This is a genomic window from Spirosoma flavum (assembly GCF_042686045.1).
In the GTDB taxonomy this organism is placed as follows: Bacteria; Bacteroidota; Bacteroidia; order Cytophagales; family Spirosomataceae; genus Spirosoma; species Spirosoma flavum.
Window position 1 is genome coordinate 199,044 of sequence record NZ_JBHUOM010000019.1, and the last position, 18,221, is coordinate 217,264.

7 protein-coding genes are annotated in these 18,221 nt (G+C 47.1%); 2 read left to right on the forward strand and 5 right to left on the reverse strand.

The window, feature by feature from the left end; all coding sequences use genetic code 11:
- Nucleotides 1-251: 251 nt before the first annotated feature.
- Nucleotides 252-3,437, forward strand: coding sequence for a SusC/RagA family TonB-linked outer membrane protein (locus tag ACFS25_RS17960; RefSeq protein WP_381503800.1), 3,186 nt, complete (start codon nt 252-254; stop codon nt 3,435-3,437).
- A gap of 79 nt (nt 3,438-3,516) precedes the next feature.
- Nucleotides 3,517-5,049, forward strand: coding sequence for a SusD/RagB family nutrient-binding outer membrane lipoprotein (locus ACFS25_RS17965; RefSeq protein WP_381503802.1), 1,533 nt, complete (start codon nt 3,517-3,519; stop codon nt 5,047-5,049).
- A gap of 218 nt (nt 5,050-5,267) precedes the next feature.
- Here the strand turns inward: ACFS25_RS17965 and ACFS25_RS17970 are convergent, their stop codons facing one another.
- From ACFS25_RS17970 to ACFS25_RS17990, 5 genes are all read right to left on the reverse strand, one after another.
- The gene (locus ACFS25_RS17970; protein ID WP_381503804.1) at nt 5,268-9,857 is read right to left on the reverse strand and encodes a nitric oxide synthase oxygenase; all 4,590 of its coding nucleotides are present in this window, start codon (nt 9,855-9,857) and stop codon (nt 5,268-5,270) included.
- 322 nt (nt 9,858-10,179) lie between these two features.
- A complete protein-coding gene (locus ACFS25_RS17975) occupies nt 10,180-10,872 on the reverse strand; it encodes a LytR/AlgR family response regulator transcription factor (RefSeq protein ID WP_381503806.1) in 693 nt (230 codons plus the stop codon).
- A complete protein-coding gene (locus ACFS25_RS17980; protein ID WP_381503807.1) occupies nt 10,869-13,727 on the reverse strand; it encodes a PAS domain-containing hybrid sensor histidine kinase/response regulator in 2,859 nt (952 codons plus the stop codon). Before ACFS25_RS17980 ends, ACFS25_RS17975 begins: the two co-directional genes overlap by 4 nt.
- A gap of 3 nt (nt 13,728-13,730) precedes the next feature.
- Nucleotides 13,731-14,270 carry a heme NO-binding domain-containing protein gene (locus ACFS25_RS17985; RefSeq protein WP_381503809.1) on the reverse strand — a complete coding sequence of 180 codons (540 nt, stop codon included), beginning with the start codon at nt 14,268-14,270 and terminating at the stop codon, nt 13,731-13,733.
- A 439-nt stretch (nt 14,271-14,709) separates the two neighbouring features.
- A complete protein-coding gene (locus ACFS25_RS17990; RefSeq protein WP_381503811.1) occupies nt 14,710-18,138 on the reverse strand; it encodes a HEAT repeat domain-containing protein in 3,429 nt (1,142 codons plus the stop codon).
- Between the last annotated feature and the right edge of the window lie 83 nt (nt 18,139-18,221).

Genomic DNA, 18,221 nt, shown 5'->3' on the forward strand with positions numbered 1-18,221 from the left:
GATTTTTTGTACACGGGCAAGTGACCTGCTGTCGGTTAAATCTCATGGGTTGTCAAACTAAATCTGAATTTACTCTTCTACTTTGATAGGCAAAGGTGATTAGTGATTTTAATATTTCCAAATTTTTTTTATACCTCTGAACAAATTGGTAAGTAGATACAGCATAACAATCTCTTTAAAGCTTTATGAATTAAAGAAGATTATTTTGTTTTATTTGAATACATTAACTTAAAATTACTTACTAGCTTATAATGAAACACAATTTACGAATAAGGGTTACTACCACTTGTTTATTGGCTTGGGTTATTCTACTCATCTCCCATGTAACGCAGGCACAGGACCACCGGATAACGGGACGGGTTTTATCCGGTAAAGATCAGCAGGCTATTCCAGGAGTAAACATTTTAGTAAGAAATACTCAGTTAGGCACTACCACCGATGGAAACGGAAATTTCACGCTTAATGTGCCTACCAACGCAACACTTGTGTTTAGCGCCATTGGTTACGCCGGTAAGACGATAGATGTTGGCAACCAGACACAGCTAACGGTTACCCTTCAGGAAGCTGAACAGAGCTTGGGTGAAGTCGTTGTAACGGCGCTGGGTATAAAAAAGGAAGCCAAACGGTTAGGCTACGCAACGGCCATTGTAAACCCCGAACAGGTTACGACAAACCGTACCGTTAACTTTATGAATGCTCTGCAAGGAAAAATTGCCGGGGTAAATATTAGTAGCCTGGGTACGGGTGCAGCCGGAACAAGTAAAATTCGGATTCGGGGTCAGTCGTCATTTTCGGGACAGAATAGTCCACTCATTGTAGTGAACGGCGTTCCGATTGACAATACCAACTTTGGTCAAAACAACGGAAATACCGGCAGTGATGCCTCTATTGCAAACCGGGGCACGAACTACTCTGATGGGGGCGACGGACTTTCATCGATCAACCCGGATGACATTGAAGGGATGACCGTATTGAAAGGCGGTACCGCTGCGGCTCTTTACGGCTCACGGGCAAAAGATGGTGTTATCATGATTACGACCAAAACTAAAGGCACAGGCCAGGGCATTGGCGTAACCTATAACACCAACTACACCACCGACCATGCGCTGGATTATACTGATTACCAATACGAATACGGTCAGGGTGAATATGGCGTTCGGCCAACAGCTCCCAATCCAACATCGGGCGTGTGGAGTTTCGGGGAGAAGTTTGCCGGTCAGTCGCAGGTGCTGTTCGGTGGCGTAACCGTACCGTATGCCCCTGTGCGTAACCGTATCAATCAATTTTATCGAGAAGGATCGACCTGGACAAACTCCGTTTCCATTTCAACGGGTAACGAAAAAGGTGGTCTTAATCTGTCGATATCCAATCTGGATAATAAAGGCATAACGCCCAATAACTCTTTTAATCGAAAAACTATCAATCTGGGGTTCAGCTACAATCTTTCGCCAAGATTGTCGATAACGGGCACAATGAACTACTCGAATGAGCTCAACAAAAACCCGCCCCAGATTGCCCAACAGGATAATAGTTTACCTACCATATTGTACACGTTGTCCAACTCAATGCCACTGGACGTGTTGGAGGCCAATCAAATAAATCCGGCGACTGGCAATGAGTTTATCTGGTCGCGGTTTATGAACCGGACGAATCCTTATTTTTCAATGAATTATAAATTTGAAAATATTCGCCGGGATCGTCTGTTTGGTAATTTATCGGCCCGCTATAACGTAACCGACTGGCTTTATGTACAGGGCCGGGTTGGGCAGGATTACTGGTCGCGCGATCAGGATTACAACAACCCAACGGGTTCGGCCTCATTGGCTGCGGCTCCGGCGGGTTTTGTCAATGGCAACTACGTGCAGGAAACCCGTAGGTTCCGGGAGTTAAACACCGACTTTCTGATTGGTGCCAACCATAAATTTGGCGTCTTCGGCATAGATATAACCGCCGGTGGCAACCAACTTTATCGTCGAAGTGATTTGAATAGTGTCCTGGGGACAGATTTCATTGTTCGGGGACTTTATACCGTTCAAAATTCGCGTCTTAAAGATCCGGTATACAGCCCTAGCGAGCGAAAAGTAAACTCGCTGTATGCAGCCTCCGAATTTTCATTTAAAGATTTCATATACCTGAATGCAACAGTCCGGAATGATTGGTTCTCGACGTTGGCACCGGCTAATCGCAGCATTCTGTATCCTTCCTTAACGGGTAGCTTCGTGTTTTCGCAAGCCTTCAATAACTTACCCGGCTGGCTGAATTTCGGAAAACTCCGGGCGGCCTATGCTGAAGTTGGTAGCGATGGCGATGTTGGTCCTTACTCGAATGGACTCTTTTATGGTACAAACGCCAGTTTATTTCCGAACCCAAGCGGAGTAGGACAACCGGTAGGTAACATCACCTCAAATACCGTTCCGAGTGCAAACCTGAAACCAAGCCGGACTGCCGAAACCGAGTTAGGGCTGGAGTTGAAATTATTCAACAATCGGGTTGGAGTAGATTTGGCCGTATATCGAAAAGTCACGAGCGATCAAATCGTTGCCGCTCAGTCATCCGACGCATCGGGGTACACAAATGTCCTGATCAACAATGGTAAAAGCCAAAATCAGGGTATCGAATTATTGATCAATCTCTCGCCTATTCGGACGAAAAGTTTCTTCTGGGATATAACGCTGAACGGTGCCTACAATAAAACAAAATTGCTCAAACTACTGACCGACGTTCCTGGGGAGCAAATCGTGGTGGGTACGGGCGTTTACGTTGGCGACCTGCGCCAGGTAGTTGGCCAGGAATTAGGTCAATTGTACTCTTACGGGTATCAGCGAGATACCCAGGGGCGTATTGTACACGGAAGCGATGGCTTGCCTAATCGTACAGCAGCACCCATTTCTTTTGGTTCGGCCCTACCTAAATTTACGGGTGGCATTACCAATACATTCAACTATAAGGGCATAAACCTCTCGTTTCTGATCGACTTTAAACTGGGCGGTAAAATGATTTCGGGAACCAACCTGAATGCCTTCCGTCATGGTTTACAAAAAGAAACGCTGGTTGGTCGTGGCGACCCCGACAACAAAATGGTGGGTGCTGGTGTGAACGCCAACGGCGAAGTGAATGCCGTACGGGCCTTTGTGCAGGATTACTATTCGGTAGGCCGCTCTAAAGCACTTGGCGAACAGGTTGTTTATGACGCTGGTTTATGGAAACTCCGTCAGATCAGCCTGGGCTATGACTTCACAAAATATCTACCCAAGAGCCTGTTTATTAAAGGTATACGCTTTAGTGCAGTAGCTAACAACGTGGCAATTATAAAGAAGTGGGTACCCAATATCGACCCCGAACAGTTCGGCTTTAGTTCTGACAACCTGATCGGGTTGGAGTCAACGGGTTTACCAACCACACGCAGCATCGGTTTCAACCTGAACGTTAAATTTTAACCCAAACCTGTAAGACGGGTTTTTAAAACCGCAACAGCGGCCCGGCTATAGGTTTTTGATATTCGATACAAGAAATCTCATGAAAAAAATAAGTCTCACTATTGGTCTTTTCGCTCTGGTCGGCTGGATGAGCAGTTGCGAAAAAGGATTCGACCAACTTAATGTAAACCCGGCAGCGGCTACGGCTATCAACCCCGTTTATACGTTTAATAATGCCATTGTCAACAGCTCTTTCCCGGCATCAATCCTCATTTTTGAGGAAGCTATTGTCGAACAGATATTTTCACCTAACTCAGGTATTACGCAGGGCGGAAATTTTAATGTTGACAATCGGGGCGTGAGTGGTTCCAATGCGGCCATCTGGCAACGCTTTTACCGGGACAATTTGCGCTATCTGGTTGATGGAATAGCGAAAACCAAAAGCGATGCCAGCCGGACCAATCTCTATAATATGATGCGGATTTTGAAGGCTCATACGGCGATGGTTCTTACGGATACGTATGGCGATGTTCCCTACACCGAAGCTGGACTTGGTTACCTGGGTACGAATGTGTTGCCGAAGTACGATACGCAGGAAAGTATCTACAACGATATCATTAAGGAACTCACCGAAGCGACCGCCGGATTAGATGCCACCAAAACCATCGAAGCGGGAGACATTATGTATGGGGGCGATGTTACAAAATGGAAAAAGACGGGTTATTCACTCATGCTCCGGGCCGGGATGCGCCTGTCGAAAGTCAACCCAACGCTGGCCCAATCAACAGTACAAAAGGCCGTAGCAGGCGGGGTGATGCAGTCAAATGCCGATAACTTTGCCGTTCGACACAATGCCAACTTCACAAACTCAGTAGGGGCTACTGTCAACTCGACCGAAGCGGCCAACTATTACCTGACAGGCAATTTTGTATCTTATTTGAAATCAACCGCCGATCCTCGACTGGCATCGATTGCGGTACGTTATGTGGGTGCCAAAAGTGGTGCCGAGCAACTACCTGCCAAAGCAGTCCGCACTGCAGACGTGCAGATTGGTATGCCACTTGGTTTCGACAATGGTACGATTGGTGCAAGGGCTACAGCCGATGGTCTGGCTAGTTTCTATGATTACTCGCAACTAGACCGGACCCGGATGGGTAGCCAGTTTGCGCCTTGTTTTCTGGTAACGTATGCTCAAACACAGCTTTTGCTAGCCGAAGCTGCGCAACGTACCTGGATAACGGGCAATGCCGCCGATTTCTACAATGCGGGTGTAACAGCACACATGAAGCAACTGGGCGACTATGATGCTACCTCACTGGTATCTGATGCCAACATTGCGGCTTACTTGACAAAGAATCTGTATGTGGCGGCTAAAGGTCTGGAGTTGATCAATACGCAATACTGGATTGCTTCTTTCCTGAATGGTCCCGAAGTGTTCGCTAACTTCCGGCGTAGTGGCTTCCCAATCCTAACACCAAATCCGTACCCAGGCAAGGAAATCAAAGGCAATTTCATCAATCGTCTGTCCTACCCCGATTCTGAGCAGTCGGTGAATACGGTCAAACGTCAGGAGGCCGTTACCCGACAAGGCCCCGACAATCTGGATACCCATGTTTGGTGGGATAAGCAGTAGATCATTTGTTTTCTACTCCACACAAACAAGCCCGACCGTAAATGGTCGGGCTTGTTTATTTCTTGGGTTCTTGTGTAGATTTTGCTGGCGTTTATACCGAACCTGATAAGACTTCTTTTACCATGCGAACGGACAGTCCACGTGACAAAACGCTACCGACAAAATCAGAACGCCTGCGTTACAGAACCTTTTTCTCTGGTCCGTTCCAGAATCTGCATTTAGATAGAAAGTCGCTCGTTCGTGAGCCGCTCTAACCAGCGTTCGCCTTGCGAATACTTCGTTTCCTGCAATTCAGCGAGGGTTTTCTGAACGTTAAGTAATACACCCCATACATCCATCACGAACCGATTTTCGGTTTGCATTTGCCGAAAGAAGTTGACCGCTTCAGCGTGCGACAGACTACCTGTTGTTTTGGCAATAGTCATCAGGACCTCAAAGACATCATCAGCCATCTTGGCATCACCGCAGACATAATAATGACAATCGGGCTGAGATAGTACCTCCCATAGATCTTTACTACGTTGCCCAATAAGATCTTGCACATAAATTTTCTCTTCATCAAGCCGGGAGAAAGCCACATCCAGATGGGTCAGTACCCCCACTTCATGCCATGTTTCTAATTCTTGTTGATACAAGTAATCATTCAAATTACGACACCCAAAGAACAGCCTGGCCTGGCCAACCTGCACGGGTAACTGGGTATGAATTTCGTGACCACTGGTCTGATTGTTCGCCCTGTGCAAGGCACGTAGTTGAACCTCACGATGCTGTAAAAAACCAAGAAGTGGCGACAGGCCCGTACCGGCTCCAACCATGAGCATTGGAGCATGGGGATCGAGGGGTGGCCGAAAGCTGGAAGGACGAACGCATACCCTTACCATTGCTCCCTGATCAGGATTGAGATCGGCCAGATAGTTAGAACACAGGCCAGAAATTACCTTACCGGCATCGGTAGTCAACTGAACAACACCTACCGTTAAGTGAATCTGGTCTGGATGCACCAACGAACAGGATGATATGGAATAGAGACGCGGTTTTTGTCTAGGTAGCAGTTCAAGTAGCTGCGTAAAGGACAACTGCGCTGACGGAAAAACGTCAAGGAAATCGACTATCGTTAAGAATGTGTCGGCGATGTGTTTTTTTAGAGAAATAAAGTCCTCATTGTCTTCTTTACCCCGACCTAGTATTTCCAGCCAAGCCTCCAATCGATCTTTATCAATTGATGATGCCGACGTTTTCAGAAGCACACCTAATAATTCGTCGTATGGCTCCCGTATAGCCAGATCAACATCTTCAGTTAAAACTTGCCACACATTAACCGGCTCCGGATAAGGGTGATCGCCCCCAACCGTTACGCCTTTATTCGTTACCAGAGATGTGGTAAACCAAGCATTCGTATCAATGCCCAACCGGGCGGCTAGGCGCTGTACTAAATCGGGAGGGTTATGTGGATAGATAGCCACATGATCTCCGGTTTCGTAGGTCTGGTCTGTATGACTAATGTCCAACGCAATGAACCGGGTAGAGCGGCTGCCGCGAATAACTTCTTTCAGTAACTCACGGTTTGCGACAACCGGAACGTTACAACCCGGCAACTTCCGTTTGTGAGTCTCCTCGGTAGACGGGGATACCTGACTCGGCTCAAGAAATGAAACCTGAAGTAGACTGTCCGACGAAGTAGACAGGTCGGCACTGGTTGGGTCTTCGCCCAATAAACGCGCGACAAGCTCAAGCCATTGCCGAAATGTGTCGGCCTGGCCTTTAATCTCGTCACCCTTATGCATCGTAATGACGCGGTTACCGCCAACACGAGCCAGTTCACGATCTAGGGTTACCCCGGCTGCGCAGAAGTGAGGATAAATGGTGCTGCCCAACGCCATAACAGAGAAGTTCAATCCGTTGAATGTCCCCTGTGGCTGTGCCTGAATCCGGGCATGAAATTTCTGTGCATTACCCGGCAAATTGCCGTCTCTGAATGTCGATGTAACGACCAGTAGTAAATCTTCCTGAGCCAGTTGCGTAATATCGTATTCGTCGAGTGCCATAACGCGTGGCTGATAGCGATTAAGACGACGGGCTGTTTTCCGGGCATAACTTTCGGCAGTGCCCGTTTCTGAACCGTAGAGAATTAAAACACGGCGGGGCCGATGCTCCGGCGCACTGGTTCGATCAGGTCGGTGCGTCAGAACATGCGTCCGGTTTGCGCCCGATAGCTCACTGCCAGCCTCCTCATCCACAATCATCAACTCGTCATCTATAACAACCCATCTGTCGGCGGCATAGTGATAGCTAGGGCTGAGGTAGAAGTCGCGCATTTCGTGGTGCCAGACCGGTGTTACACTCCCCCCTGCCGACGGCACCACCCACGACCACTGGGCCGGACACTCGCGCCCGGCTCGTTTTTCGCGCAGGTCGTGCGTAAGAAACTGACGGGCGGCTGTTTGATGGTCAACTAATGTTACTTTGGCTTTAGAAAACGAGTGTAGCACAGCCGCATTCAGCTCCAGAAACGCGCGATCGCGCCAGAGAGTCTGCTCACTGGATGTGTCCAATCCAATTGCCTGGGCAATGGCTCCGGCTTTCTCATAGCGCCCATCCTCCCACAAATTTCGGGCAATTTCAGTCTCCATAAACCAGCCATTGAATGGAATACAGCCGTATTGGATACCACCAATATTCATTCGAAAATTAGAAATAGCCGGAACGGCACACCATTTCAAGTCCAGTGCATTGAAGTCTGGATAGGCCGGATGCTCGATAGATACTTTCAGAACATCTTCGTCATTAAACTGATACATCTTCGGTGCCTGGCCAGGCACATCAATCACAATGGGTAGTGTATCGTAGGCCGTTTTTGTAGTGGGTGGCGTCCACCCCTGCCGAATAAGTGTCTGAGTAAGTTTCAGGTTTGCTTTATCGCCCAGTGTTGTACCATCTTCCTGTTCGTAGGCCGCAAAGCGGATATACTGACCATTCCAGATGCGCGGACCCCAGCGTTCCATTGGTTTTTTGGGGCGAAACACATTCATTACAATCTGCACATTACCGCCATTAGTTGCCATACGCAGGTGTTCGACACACTCACGAAACATCTCGTCGGGTTCTGTTACGTGACGTAAATCCCTGACAACCATATTGCGCCACGAAATACGTCCAATACACTTGGCCGAATTTCTCCAGGCGAGTTGAGCACCATAGGCCAGTTCCTCGTAGGTATGGGTGTAGGTCCCGGTCGCCAGAACTTCCCGTTTAATCTCTTCCCATCGACGTTCACAATCGGCAGCATCCCAGGCTAACTCGTTCCCAATCAAGTCAATGTATTCCTTTGCCTGAGCCAGTATCCGCTGCTGATTGATCATGGGCTGCCGCAATACGTTGGTAACGCGGTTCAGCAGAATACTCCAGGCCAGTTCCTGTTCAGGCGTAAAATCGGGTATGTGCTTTTTCAGTACAATCATCATAGGCCCAACAAGTTTGGGGTAGGCTTCTGGCGGCACCGAGAAATTAGTATGTATCTGACTGAGGTCGCGTAACTCCTGAACGATGTCGAGACCACTATCAAGCGACCGAACAAGAAAGGCAACGGCCTGCATCAGATGCTCCGTGAGGCTGTCTATATCTGTACGGCCAAAGTAGGGAATTATTTCGGGATGGGTCTGGAAGAGAGTATGATAAAAATCAGTACCAATAACGCGTGCATTATCGGCCAGCCGGTCGCCACTCCGTCGCATCACGCTAATCATCTCTGGGCTTAAGGCGTCAACATATTGTTTAGAAGCTTCTAAGGCCGGTGTTAGAACAGCTATTGTAAAAAACCGATACATGGCCGAATTGACCCCTTTAGCGAGGTTTTCCCGATCGTACTCTTCTAGGTAAGGCACCTGCAACAGCGCCCAGATCCAGACCCGGCGGGCGGTAATCCAATGGTTTGGGCGCATGCCCAAATCAGCAAGCAGCCTAACGTAGTCATCAACGGTTTTATACCCATTTTTAGGTTCGGGATAAATACCCCGGTAGCTTTCGCGAAGAATGCGTTCGCTGTGCGGCATAAGTCTTCGAATGCTTACATCGAAAAGTCCCGCAAAATAATTCGGCACCAAGTCCACAGCATCGCCAAAAAGGTTGGTTAACTCTGGTTGTTCATGCAGTAACCGCTCAAAAAATAATTCAATGAGCATGTCCTGATAAGCCAGAAATTTGTTCCATGTATCCTTAACAAGCACCTGCTCGGGAGCCGTTAACTGGGGCAAATTGACTGATTCTTCCGGTATAACGATTGATGGCGCTGGAGGAGATACGGGTGCTGATTTAGGGGCAAAAAAGGGACAGCTTGCTATGCTTAGGGTTGAACCGTCGTTCATTGAATGCCCTGATGGATGTTCAATATCAATCCGGTCTTCCAATGGCTCTTTTGTCAGGCGGACGCGCACCTGCATATGAGGAGCTTGTTCCCAACCCCGCAACGGAAAATAAGTATCTGTACTGCTCTGGCCGTCGGGATGCGCCTGCAAGGGAATGGTTATCTGGTCGATTTCCTGCCAATGCTGACTACCCTCGTACCGATATTGCAAGACAAGATGAAGTTCTCCATAACCCTGATGCCGCCCATTAATTAGCCACTCCGGCTTGCGTCTCGTTTGAAGAATTTGCTCCCGTAGTATCTCGCCGGTATCATCTAGCACGCGAATCAGGCCACGATATTCATATCCCTCTTCAGGATAGTCCTGACCTACGACCTCGGTAATACGAGTGGTGTGTAAGGTGTCAATTTTGTGGTGGGTATTCAGATTATTAGCAGAAGTTGGCACAGTTGGTTTATTGCTTTAGGTAGTAAGTAAAGAAAATGAGCAAACTGGTTGGATAGCCACCACTAATTTTTCCCCTATATTAACTACTTTAATAATTGGTAGGTTCGATAACTATAATATTGCGATTATTTTTTTGTGATAATAATAAATCCCCTATTAGATGCGATTGTAAACTATCAAATAAATACCGGATAATAAAATACCAAACACAGGACCAAAACATTCCAGAGCTGGCTTATAGCCGATCCTATTCTTATCCTATTAATGTAAGAGTACGCTCCTTCGCAGGGACAAGAGAGGGACAAATTCCGTTAGAATCCAATCATAACAAATTGAGACGGTTCATCAGTTCTGATTTATTGGCTCGACTAATAGGGATTACTTTATTGTTAATAACCAGGGTGTTGTCTTCAATATCGACGATTTTATCGAGGTGAACGATGTAGGATCGATGCACTCGCAGAAATTGGACGCCTAGCTTTTCTTCCAGATATTTCATCGTTGTGTAAACGATGTGGGTTTGGGTTGTGGTAAAAATCTTTACATAATCACCCGTATTTTCAATATAGGCGATGCTCTCAAATGGTAACCGGATGTAGCGCCCGTCGGTTTTGATATATATTTCCTTACGATCGTCCGACGAATTAATTTTGGCGCGCGCGTTCAATTCAACTACCTTTTCAACCGCTATATTGAAGCGGGGCAGGGTAATTGGTTTCTTCAGATAATCGGTCACATTATACTGAAAAGCCTCAAAGGCATATTCTATTTTACTAGTCGTTAAAATGACAAATGGAATAGACGGGAGTTGTTCCAGCAGATCAAAACCCGATAGACCAGGCATTTCAACATCAAGCCAAATCAGGTCTATCTCCTGCTCGGCCAGAAAATCCAGCGCGCTGGTAGCATTATCAAATACAGCCAGTAGCTCTAACGAGTTGTGCTGCTCGCAAAGCCGTTGTAGTGACTTGCGAGACATGGCTTCATCCTCAACAATTATACAGTTCAGACTCATACTTGAGAAAGCTTTTGCAGTTCTGTTTCCAAAATCGGCAGTACTTTATTTATCTCTTCAATAAAATCATTGCAATACACCTCTATCACTTTTTTGTCGACGTCCTGTCGTGCACTATTTTCGAGCTGTCTCATTTTATCTTCAAGCCCCGATAGGCCAACCATACCTAATGTTGGCTTTAGTCTATGGGCAAAGCTGGCCAGATCGGACCAGTTTTGCGCCAGACACAGGCTTGGCAGTTTACGTATATCGGGCACTACATCTGTCAAAAACATACTAAACATCTCTGATGCATAGGCGGTGTCTGTACCGTACAATTCTGACAAACGTCTCTGATCCAACGCTTTGTCGAATAAAATGCAGCCATCGTTATTCACGTGGGTAACAGGCGCAAATCGCTGTAGTACCGCTAAAAGTTGACTCGGCTCAAATGGTTTGGTTAGAAAATCGTCCATACCGGCTTCCATAGCTATGCTTTTATGATCGAGCATAGCCGACGCCGTGAGGGCAATAATGGGCACGTGTTGGTTGGGATTATGGGTACTGCGAATGGCAACAGTAGCTTCGTAGCCATTCATAATAGGCATCTGAATATCCATCAGGATAATATCGAACCGGTGTTTTTTTGCTTTCTCAACGGCCTGTTTCCCATCCGACGCTATGGTATAGGGAATAGTCCACTTAGTAAGAAGACTCCCAATGTAGGTCTGGTTCATAAGGTTATCTTCTACAATTAACACGTGGCAAGTCTTCAGCTCATCAACCAGCGCAACGTGTTTGTCGGTACTACTCTTCTGTTCGGCAGGGGTCAGTGATTTGGTATAGGGCAATACAAACGTAAAAAAGCTGCCATGCCCAACTTCGCTTCTTACGGAAATAGTCCCTCCCTGAATCTCAACCAGTTCCTTCGTAATCGCTAAGCCAAGGCCCGTGCCTTTATGCTTGTGGCCTTGCGGGTTTACCTGCTTGAATTTCTGGAATACTAAATCAAGTTTTTCGTCGGGAATGCCAACGCCTGTGTCCGAGACAGTAAATTCAACCCAATGCTTGGTTCCCTCTTCTTTTTTGACTCTAACCATGATCTGAATCTGGCCTTCCTCAGTGAACTTTTCGGCATTACCGACTAAATTCATCAGTATCTGGTTCAACATGATGTCATCGCCGATAAAATCGTCGGTAATACGGGCATCAAGCATAACATCTACCGAGATAGGACGCCCCTGAAGCTTCATCTGGAACACTTTCTGCGTACTCCGAAGCAAACCCGCCAGATCGAATGGACGGACGTGAATCTCAATACGTCCGGCTTCAATTTTTGTCATATCCAGCAAATCAGAAATGAGACTATGCAAAAAATCAGCTGATGTTTTTAGAATATCAATGTACTCCCGTTGCTGCTTGGTAGGCTGCGTATCAAAAAGCAGGTGCGACATACCAATAATGGCGTTGAGAGGGGTTCTGATCTCATGGCTCATATTGGCGAAAAACTGTTTTTCGGCCTGCTGAGCTTCTTCGGCGAAGTGTTTAGCTTTAGCTAATGCCTGCTCAAGCTGTTTCCGCTCCGTCATGTCATAATGAATGCCCATTGAGCCAACGACCAGACCATGTTCATCAACAATAGGTACACCACTGACCAGCACCCATATACGGCTCCCGTCTTTCTTAATCAATTGCAGTTCGTATGAGCCGGCGATACCTAGTTGACGTTCTTTTTGTTGCCGATCAACCACATCCACAAACTCGGCTGGCACCAGTAGATCAGACGCATTTTTGCCAACCATTTCTTCCTCTGTATACCCCAGCATTATACAGCATCGCTCGTAGGATCGGACAATCGTTTGGTTGTTGTCTACCTCGAATAGGCCCAGTTCCATATTGTTCATGATGCCCCGGTACTTCTCTTCACTTCGGCGAATAAGTTCGCGCGCCAAGTATTTTTCCGTGACATCCGTGTACTTCCACAGATGGCCCATGTACTGATGGTCATCCAGGAAGATTGGAATGTAATCAAGTTCCAGAATATGCCCGTTTACCATGCTGATTTCGACGCCAATGCAGGGCTGGCGGTTCTCCAGCAACTGATTCATCCGATCAATGAAGGCTTCGGGCTCCGTAAATAATGATTTAACCTGCTGGCGCGCTTCGGCGCAATTGTAGCCGATTAAATCCTGGGACGTGACCGGAATTTCGAAGATATCGCAGAACAGTTGGTTGGCCAAAATGACTTTCCCATACTCATCTTCAACCATCACGCCCGACTGTAAATTAGTAATGAGCGTTGCAAGCCGGGTTTGCGTTGTTTCTAATTCAGTTTCTGCCAGTTTACGATCTGAGACATCCCGCGCCACGGCAACCAATTCGTGCATCCGCTCATCTTCTTCAATGAGCCTGACCGTTTGACCGATCCACACTATATGACCATCTTTGGCAACCACCGGAAACTCATTGTAGGTACTATCCTGCCGCTCGTCCATCATTGCCTGATAGAACGCAATGAGCATCTTCCGGTAACCCGGCTGGATAAAATCCGTAAAATGCTTACCCAGAAATTCCTCTTCGGTATACCCCAATAGCTTTTCAACAACGGGGCTAACAAACGTAAAAAAACCTTCTGGTGAAATCTTGTAAATAATGTCCTGGACTGACTCTATAAGCTGGCGATAGCGTTGTTCACTCTCGCGGAGTTCGGCTAGTTTATCGCGAATCTGTTGTTCCAGATTTTCATTCAAATGCAGTAGCTGCTCGTTAGCATTATAAAGTGCCAACGCTTTCTTTTCTAAAATAGCTTCTGCCTGTAACCGAGCTGTTTTTTCGCGAACCAGCCGCCTTTTCAGTAAGTCGATGTCCTCCTCCATTGCTTACTCTTTCACGATGTCAAACAAGACCTGGCTTCCATCTTCAACGAGATCAGTTTTAGTGATTGTTGCTTTTTCCCCGAAACTGGCTAAACACCCTTCAATGAGGCCATGGGCAAAATCAGCTAGTTTTCGCTCCGATGTATAGTACATACGAAGATGATTTTCAGTTGGTTGCTCAATAACAAAGTGCGGCAGTTCGGCGTCTGGATATAGTTTTCGAACTTCAACGTGAATGTAATGCTGAACAGAACTAAGCAAGCTGAAAGCCGAATGGGACCGGTCGACGAAAGGCCGGTAACTTCTGGTAAATGAAGTGAACATATACCGACCATACGATCGAAGTAAATCAGCCACGGGAATGTTCGTCTGCTGACTCAGCTTGTTAACCAGTATAATCATTTCAATATGGTCATAAGTACCAATTGCGGTGTAGATACCGCCCGAAGGCAAATTGCTATCCTGAAGCAGTTGATCTACTAATGCATAGCCGAATTCCTCCTCAACCATTTCTAACAACTCGGTAAAAACAATTCCTTTCATTGGAATATAAATTCGAAAATATTTATATATGATAAGTGCTTTTGTATTGCAATATAGTAACACTTAATTTCGTAATTAAATATATACTTAACTAACAATTATCAAATATCGCTTTTTTTACCAAAAAATTGGTAAAAACTATTATTCATCGAAAATGGGTATCATAAACCATAGGTCAAGGAAAGGATTGCGCTAGTAGAACAACTCGTAACATACTGTCTAACTACTTCTTACCATGAACCTCAACCTGAGTATTCTAACCATAAATGAAGCAGTATAAAAGGTAGAATTCGGTTGCTACTAGCATACCAATAAAATGGTCATGAATTCTATCAATGTGCTTGTTATCAAGCGCTCTCGACAGAATTCATGACCAATCTTAACTGAAAAGAATCTATTGTATAAACTTCGACGACCTTGCCGGCGATACGTTTCCTGCTTATTTATCGTCTTTTAACGTAGACAAAAAACTGACCACATCGCGTATTTCCCGTTTCGTCAGGAGATATTTCATTTCAGGCATACTCGACAGAGAATTCGTCCGTTTCACAATTTGATTCTTCGGGACAGCGGCATCCGGCAGATCACCCACTTTTACCAGTACCTCTGTACTGGTTTCGCCCTGTAAAATACCGTTGACCGTTTTGCCATTCTTGAGTTTAAGGCTAACCGTTCCGAATCCCGGTGCTAAGCGTGCACTTGGGTTAATCAGGGCTTCCAGCAGTTGTTCGCGGGTAAGTCTGCTCGCTACTCCATTCAAACGCGGACCTGCATTGCCACCTAAGTCATCGTAGGCATGGCACCGAATACACTGAACAGTTTGGTGACGGAAGAAAATTCGTCGGCCCAAATCGGGTTCTCCGCCCGCTAAACTTCCCTTAAAAGAGGCCATCAACGCATCTGGCGACAATTTAGCATTGATCGCTTTATGCCGAGCAATCAGCTGTGGCGAATGACTGCTTTCGATGGCTTCCCCTAATTCCAACTGAAGTTCTGGAGACAGCGTGCCAGCCGCCATTTTAGTCAATAACTGATCGAAAACCTTCTGCGAACTAGCAACGGGCAGTTTGCCCAATGTTAGCAGAGCAGCCTGCTTTTCTTCGGTCGTACGTGTATTAATGACCTCAGAAAGCAGCGTAACCATCCGATCTTTAGCCATATCCGTTTTACTCAACAGGTCTAATCCGGCTACTCGCACGCTTTTTTCTTTATCCGACAGAGCTACTTCGATGGCCTTGCTTACTTGTTTATCATTTAAGGAAGCTAACGCCTGTAAAGCAGCTACCCGCACAACGGCCTCTTTATCATCTGTCAACCGGCTGAACAAGGGTCCGGCGGCTTCTGTCAAGTTGAGTTTACGAATTGCCTTTATGGCGCTCAGCCGCAGAGGTAATTCCGAGTGAGTCAACAATTTAATGTATGTGTCGGCAGTCTTAGCTTTAAGCACCACCGGATCTCGTTCGATCACGCCCCGGTAACGCCCATCAACCCGATCCAGCACCGACGGTTTGGCCCAGGTACTCAGCGCTTCCATCGCTTCGGCCCGCATAGCTACCGGGCTACCTTCTTTCTGTGCATAATCAATCAGCGTTTGCATAGCTTCCGGCGTACCTACCCGCATATTCGCGTTGATGACACGTCGTAGCAAGGCTTCGTTTGTAAAGCGTGTAGTTTCCAAGACCTTACCCAGGGCGGGCAGGGCGGCTGGGATAGACAAATCATCGTTTATACCGCGAGCCGCTTCTGTAACGATAAATTCGTCCTGATCGGCCAGGAAATTAGCAATACCTGGATGGCTCATGCGCCGAAGGGCCACGACAGCCGCAATCCGCACTCCCCGCGACGAATGGCTGGATAAAGCCGCAACGGGCTCTGCTTTTCCAATACGGGCCAATGCCAGACTACCCGCATGACGGATGTAGGCATCCTCGTCATTGTTGGCTTCCAGCAACTGAATAATAGGCTGAATAGCGGGTTCGTAGCCAATTCTACCCAACGCTTCGGCAGCGAAGAAGCGGGGCCGGCTATTGGCGTCTTTCAGTAACGGAATTAACGCAGCACCAGCTTCTTTGTAGCGAACGTCGCCCAACCATTTAGCCGCCTGAGCGCGAATTTCGGGGTCTTTATCCTGTAGCAAGGGTAGCAACAACTGGGCATGTTGCTTGTCCTTCCGGGCAAGTTGACTAATGCCCCATATGCCATGAACCCGCGCTAACTGGTTATCCGTTTGCTTAGTCACTGCGGTAAATATATCTATCCCTTTCGCTCCCCGCTTCACTAGTTCGAACTGGGCTTTCTGACGGACACGCATGTCTGGGTTTTTCAATAAATCACCCAAACTGGCTTCGGAACGTGGACCAAACTTCTCGGCGAGCAAGGTTTTAGTTTGCTGGCGATCAGCCCACGAAGCTCCCGCCTTATCGTCTAATTTCCAGATGCGGCCATAGTCTTTGGCATCCCAACCGTTAATCCAGTCGGCCACATACAAGGCCCCGTCAGGACCGAAATCAATTCCGGTAGCCAACACATTACCAAGAATCTTTTTCTGTTCTCCCAGTTCGAAAGAAGCTCCCTTTGGCTTTAATTTAAATGAATGGATTCCCGAACGGGCAGGACTGCCAACAAATTCAGCAATAAAAAAGGTGTTTTTGTAGGCAGGGCTCAAGGCCGTACCGGGATTGTAGCGCATACCTGCCGGGCCACTCACAAAATTGGCAATGGTAGGTGTAATGTAGGCAGCCTGACCCTCAAATCGGGGTTTGTACATTTGCTCATCCATCCAGACCTTGTAAGTGTTGTTATCTGGATCGCGGTATTTGCCATACTGCCAGTTACTTCGCCAGCCCGTATCCGAGCCATTGACGATATATACCAACCGTTCTTTCTCGCCCGGATGGTCGCCGTCATTGTCTTCACTAATAAGATTGCCGTATTCATCAAAGACGAACTCATGGGTATTTCTAACACCGGAGGCAAATACTTCGAAATCGCTTCCGTCGGGATTTGAGCGCACAATGACGCCACTGTTAGGGTACGCCCATTTCTGTCCGTCCGGGCCTTTCCCGTTGAAACCAATGTCGCCAATCTGCCAATAGATCTTGCCATCCGGTCCCATCTCAATACCCGACATGCCGTGACCGCCAAAACCAACGTGAACGCCGTAGCCGTGTGAAATAGAGGTTTTCGTTTCGGCAATGCCATCGCCGTCTTTATCATTCATCCGCCATAGATCAGGGGCCACAGCGACAAAGAGATCATCGCCGTTGATTAAAACGCCACCCGCCACATCGGTTACTTCGTCGTGAAAGTCATCGACCACCAACTGCGACAAATCGGCAACGCCATCACCAGACGTGTCTTCAATCCGGTAGATATTCTCTTTCTCTACGGTCATGTCCCGCCAGTCGTGGGAGCCATCACCATTGAGATCTTTCAGCCATTCATTTTTCTTGCTGTTTTCCGGCGCCAGCACCCGGTGAAGAAAAGCCCGTTTGTCCTCAACGCTTTGCAGCCGGTTCGATTCAATCTCCCAATCCTGATGGCTTCGGATGTCGAATTCCGAATTTTTTTGTCGGTTCGTTCGGGTATAGTATAAGCGACCGTTATCATCAATGTCAATAGCAATCGGGTCTGCAACCAGCGAGTCTACGCCCCACAAATGCAGGGTAAGGCCCTCGGCTAGTTCGGGGGTTACCGTCGCTTCAATGGATTTAGCTAATTGCGCGGCTTTTTCGGGAGCCATACGCTTAATTCGGCGGTCTATTGGGTCTTTCTCATTCTGATAGCCCACTAAGCATAGCATAGGAACCAGTGCCCAGAGCCAAATGGCCTTTTTATTTATTAATGAACTTACTTTCCCTTTTTTCATTCTGAACATCAGTTAACAAGTCAATGTAGTAAGCTATCCACCCGTTGGTGGTATTGAAAAAATAACCCTAGTAGTCTATTAGT